Origin of the sequence: Actinophytocola sp. (assembly GCF_035712165.1) — a bacterium.
Taxonomy (GTDB): domain Bacteria; phylum Actinomycetota; class Actinomycetes; order Mycobacteriales; family Pseudonocardiaceae; genus DASYTH01.
On record NZ_DASTBH010000365.1, the window covers coordinates 1 to 5335 of the forward strand.

5 protein-coding genes are annotated in these 5335 nt (G+C 70.1%); 4 read left to right on the forward strand and 1 reads right to left on the reverse strand.

The window, feature by feature from the left end:
• Positions 1-72: 72 nt before the first annotated feature.
• Positions 73-1248 carry an L-2-hydroxyglutarate oxidase gene (lhgO, locus tag VFO68_RS20125; RefSeq protein WP_325159880.1) on the reverse strand — a complete coding sequence of 392 codons (1176 nt, stop codon included), beginning with the start codon at positions 1246-1248 and terminating at the stop codon, positions 73-75.
• A 77-nt stretch (positions 1249-1325) separates the two neighbouring features.
• Here lhgO and VFO68_RS20130 point away from each other — a divergent pair, with 77 nt between their 5' ends.
• From VFO68_RS20130 to VFO68_RS20145, 4 genes are all read left to right on the forward strand, one after another.
• Complete coding sequence (locus VFO68_RS20130; protein ID WP_325159881.1) at positions 1326-2456, forward strand: DegT/DnrJ/EryC1/StrS family aminotransferase; 1131 nt, start codon at positions 1326-1328, stop codon at positions 2454-2456.
• Positions 2457-2504: 48 nt separating this feature from the next.
• A complete protein-coding gene (locus tag VFO68_RS20135; protein WP_325159882.1) occupies positions 2505-3440 on the forward strand; it encodes an NAD-dependent epimerase/dehydratase family protein in 936 nt (311 codons plus the stop codon).
• Entirely contained in the window at positions 3433-3879 is a 447-nt protein-coding gene (locus tag VFO68_RS20140) for an acyltransferase (RefSeq protein ID WP_325159883.1), read from the forward strand. Before VFO68_RS20135 ends, VFO68_RS20140 begins: the two co-directional genes overlap by 8 nt.
• 226 nt (positions 3880-4105) lie before the next feature.
• Positions 4106-5068 carry a hypothetical protein gene (locus VFO68_RS20145; protein WP_325159884.1) on the forward strand — a complete coding sequence of 321 codons (963 nt, stop codon included), beginning with the start codon at positions 4106-4108 and terminating at the stop codon, positions 5066-5068.
• Positions 5069-5335 lie beyond the last annotated feature (267 nt).

The window sequence follows — 5335 nt, forward strand, 5'->3', positions numbered from 1 at the left end:
GCAGGCCGACGGCTCGGTCCGGGTCCCCGAGGCGCTGCGTCCCTACCTCGGCCGCGACACCCTCACCCCTGCCTAGACGCGGTCGGCCACGTAGCGGCCGATCTCCAGCGCGCAGGTGGCGGCCGGTGACGGGGCGTTGAGAACGTGCACCTGGTTCGGCGCGGTCTCGATCAGGAAGTCGTGCACCATCGAGCCGTCCGGCAGCAGCGCCTGGGCCCGCACGCCCGCGCCGGCCCGGACGATGTCCTCGCGCCGCACCGCCGGCACCAGCCGGGCCAGGCTGGCCGCGAACCGCCGCCGGGACAGCGACCGCAGCACCTCGTCCACGGCGGTCCGGGGGTACTTGCGGGCCAGCCGCCACAGGCCCGGATAGCGGGCGGCGTCGAGCAGGTCGCGGCCGGAGATGTCCCGCCACCGGTAGCCCTCCCGGCGCAGCGCCAGCACCGCGTTCGGGCCGGCGTGCACGCTGCCGTCCAGCATCCGGGTCAGGTGCACCCCGAGGAACGGCAGGGTGGCGTCCGGTACCGGGTAGATCAGGCCGCGAACCAGGTGCCGGCGGTCCGGGCGCAGCTCGTAGTACTCGCCCCGGAACGGCACGATGCGGGCCCTGGGTTCGAGCCCGGCCATCCGGGCGACCCGGTCGCTGTGCAGGCCGGCGCAGTTCACCAGCGCGTCCGCCCGGAGCACGGCCGACCCGGTCGCCACCTCGACGCCGCCGGTGCGGCCCGGCCGGATGCCCAGCGCCGGCGTGCCGAGCCGCAGGTCGGCGCCGCGTTCGGTGAGCCCGCGGACCAGCGCCGCGCACACCGCCGGGAAGTCGATGATCCCGGTGCTCTCCACCCGCAGAGCTGAGACACACGCCACTTCGGGCTCGTACTCGCGGGCCTCGGCCGGCTCGATCAGCTTGGCCGGCACGCCGTTGGCTTCGGCCCGCTGCGCCAGCACGCCCAGCGCGGGCAGTTCGGCCTCGGTGGTGGCCACGACGAGCTTGCCGCAGACCTCCACCGGCACCCCGTTGGCCCGGGCGAAGTCGACGATCGACCGGTTTCCGGCGACCGACATCTTCGCCTTGAAGGAGCCTGGCTGGTAGTAGAGCCCGGCGTGCACGACGTTCGAGTTGTGCCCGGTCTGATGGACCGCCCAGCGGTCCTCTTTCTCCAGCACGGTGACCCGGTCACCCCGGCCGACCAGCTCATGGGCCACCGCGAGGCCGAGGATTCCGCCACCCACAATCACAACGTGTCGCACAACGCAATAGGTTACGGCTCGCCGCCGCCACGATTTTCGGGCAGTTAGACTCGGCCGCGATCTATCCCGGGAGAGTCATGTCAGAGAGTATTGCCCTTGGTCAGCCCACGGTCGGCGAAGAAGAGCTGGCCGCGGTCGCCGAGGTGTTCCGGTCCGGCTGGCTGGCCGGCAACGGACCCACCTGCCGTAAGTTCGAGGAGGAGTTCGCGGCCGCCATCGGCGCCGAGCACGCCCTCGCGGTGAGCAACTGCACCGCCGCGCTGCACCTGGCCCTGCTGGCCCTCGGGGTCGGCCCGGGTGACGAGGTGATCGTCGCCGACTACACCTTCCCGGCCACCGGCCACTCGGTGCTCTACACCGGCGCCACCCCGGTGTTCGCCGACGTGCGGCTGGACACCGCGACGATCGACCCGGAGTCGGTCCGGGCGCTGATCGGCCCGCGCACGGTCGGCATCATCGCGGTCGACGGGTTCGGGCTGCCGGCCGACTACGACCAACTGGGCGCGCTGGCCGCCGAGCACGGGTTGTTCCTGGTGGAGGACGCCGCGTGCAGCGCGGGCGCCACCTATCAGGGCAAGCCGGCCGGCCGGCTCGCGCCGATCGCCTGCTTCAGCTTCCACGGCCGCAAGGGCATCACCGCGGGCGAGGGCGGCGCGATCGTCACCAGCGACCCGGCGATCGACGCGAAGGTCCGCAAGCTGCACGCGTTCGGCATCGACAGCGCGCACAGCCGGGCCGGCCAGCGCGACCTGCCGGTGCCGCAGTTCACCGAGCTCGGCTACAACTACAAGCTCTCCGACATCGCCGCGGCGATCATGCGGGTGCAGCTGCGCCGGCTGTCCGGGCTGGTCGACCGGCGCGGCAAGATCGCGTCCAGCTACCAGCGGATGCTGGGTGACCTGGCCGGGATCACCCTGCCGGTCGAGCCGGAGGACCGGCAGCACTCCTGGCAGACCTACGCGCTCACGCTCGACCCCGGCCTCAACCGTGGCGAGATCGCCGCCGGCCTGCGCGACCGGGGCATCGGCTGCAACATCGGCACCTACGCCTCACACCTGCAGCCGGTCTACGGAACGACCAACCCCTGCCCCACGTCGCGGGACCTCTTCGAGCGGCACCTGGCCATTCCGATGCACGCCAACCTCACCGACGGCGAGGTCGAGCAGGTCGCGGCCGGCGTCCGCGCGGTCATCACCGCGGCGTCCTGAACAACCCCCTTCCCCCCAAAGAACTTCACGCAAGGAGGCTGCCGTTCCATGGCGGACAAGACTGTGTTCTTCACCGGCGGCGCCGGGTTCATCGGCATGCACACGATCCCGCTGCTGCTCGACCGCGGCTACCGGGTTCGGCTGTACGACAACATGAGCCGCGGCGACCGGGCCCGGGTCAACGAGCTGGTGGCCACGGGCAACGTCGAGCTGGTGGAGAAGGACGTCCGCTACGGCGGTGCGGTGCGCGAGGCGATGCGGGGCTGCACGCACGTCATCCACTTCGCCACCGTGTCGATCAACAAGTCGATCGCCGACCCGCACGAGAGCGTCGACATCAACATGACCGGCAACCACAACGTGTTCGCCGCCGCCGCGGACGAGGGTGTGCAGCGCCTGGTGTTCGCCTCGACCGCCTCGGTGTACGGCGACCCGAAGCGGCTGCCGATGCACGAGGACGACGAGCTCGACCCGCTCACCCCGTACTGCATCACCAAGCGCGCCGGCGAGGACCTGCTCGGGTTCTACCAGCGGCAGAAGGGCCTTTCCTGGAACGCCCTGCGGTTCTTCAACGTGTACGGGCCGGGTCAGAAGATCGAGGCCTACTACACCTCGGTGATCAACCACTTCATCCAGCGGCTGCGCAACGGCCAGCCGCCGATCATCGACGGCAAGGGCGAGCAGTCGATGGACTTCGTGCACGTCACCGACCTGGCCAAGGCCGTGGTCGCGGCCCTGGAGAGCGAGCGGGCCAACCTGCCGATCAACATCGGCACCGGGGTGGACACCTCGATCGCCCAGCTGGCCAAGATCCTGATCGACGCCGTCGGCGTGGACGTGGAGCCGCAGTTCAACCCGCGCGACGTGCTGGTCTCCCGGCGGGCCGCGGACATCACCCGGGCCCGCGAGGTGCTCGGCTGGGAGCCGACCATCTCCGTGCAGGACGGAATGGCCGCGCTGGTCAAGGCCGCCCTGGGTGAGTAACCCGACCGAGCACGGCCTGCCGGCCAACCCGTACAACCCGCACGCCTGGATCAGCGGTGACCCGGAGATCGGGGCGGGCACCTGGATCGGCGCCTTCACGGTGATCGACGGCTCCGGCGGGCTGGTGATCGGTTCGGGCTGTGACGTGAGCAGCGGCGTGCACATCTACACGCACAGCTCCATGCGCCGGTGCGTGTCCGGCCGCGACTACCCGGTGGTGGATCGCGCGCCGGTGCGCATCGGCGACCGCGTCTTCCTCGGGGCGAACGCGGTGGTCATGATGGGCGTCACGATCGGCGACGAGGCGGTGGTGGCGGCCGGCGCGGTGGTCACCAAGGACGTGCCGAGCCGCACCGTCGTGGCCGGCGTGCCGGCCGTCCCGGTCGGCACGGTGGAGATCGACGGCGCCGACGTCCGGGTCAACCGTTCACCCCGGTAACGCCCGTTCGGCGTATGTCGTTGCGCCGAATTGTCCAACGACGCCGGACTTTCTACCGCAGCCTTCCGTAGTACCCTCCGTTGCCGGGCCGGAACTGACAATATCTGGGGCGGTGTCGGGGGCCATTCACTGAGGGATCAGTCGAGGGATCTACTGGGAGGCATGAGGCATGTACAGCAGTCGAAGAGGCTGGCGGGGAGTTCTGGCCGTCCTGACGGCGGGCGTGGTGACGACGGGCACGGCGGTGGCGCTCGCCCCGGCGGTCGCCGCGGCGCCGTCCGGCGCGACACCTGAGCTGAGCAAGCACGTCATGCACATGCCGGCAAAGCAGGGCCGCGGCGTGGGCACGCAGTCGGCCGGCAGCGGCGGCCACACCGGTGACTTCACTGTGGACGGTTGGCCGGACATCCTTGCCCGCCAACAGAACAACGGCGACCTGAAGGTGTACCCGCACAGCCGCACCTTCAACGGCATCTTCACCTACCAGCCGGCGACCACGATCAACTTCAACTGGAGCGGGCAGCGCTGGATCGGCCAGGGCCGGATGGCCGGCGGCATGGTCGGCGAACCGCGCAACATCGCGGACGTGGTCTCGATCGGGTTCGACGGCGTGATGCGGGTGCACCGGCACAGCGGCACGTTCAACGGCACCTCGACCCTGCAGAGCTCGATGGTGATCAGCACCGGGTGGAACATCAACGACCTGGTGTTCATCTTCGACCTCGACGCCGACGGTTGGGACGACGTCATGGCCCGGCGGGCCGGCACCGGGGACACCTACGTCTACTTCCACAGCGGCACGCCCAGCGGCTTCGACACGCTCCTGCCGCCGCAGCTGCTGATCTCCGGGGGCGAGGCTGACCGGGACCAGCTCATGGCCGACGTCACGATGGACGGTGTGCCGGACCTGGTGTTCCTCGAGGACCAGTTCCTCGCGGTGTTCGATCCCGTCACCGATGTGTCCTACCTGCTCGGCACCGGCTGGAACACGATCAACGCGGTCGCGCTGACCGATGTCAACCTCGACGGCCGGCCCGACATCCTCGGGCGGGTCGCCGCGAACGGCAACCTTCAGGTCTACCTGCACAGCGGGATCTGGGCTCCGGACGCCAACGACATCGCGTTCAGCACCTACCAGTCGGTGGTGCTGCTCGGTTTCAACTGGTTCGTCAACGACGTGATCACCTGATCTGACCCATGACGATGGGCCCTGCCGGCGCGCCGGCAGGGCCCATCGTCGTTTTGGCTTGCCTGTCGTCTCCGGGCAACGCCGGCCGGCGACACACGTCTTCAGAGTGGAGCCATTGGCTCCCGCACTGGGGAAACACTGGGGAAGGAAATGCAATGAACTGTGTTGTACACGACCGCGCCTCCGGCCGGACGAGACGCCGGCTCGGGACGGTCGGGGCCGCGACGCTGACCGTCGCGGCGGTCCTGGGGTTCGTTCCGGCCAACG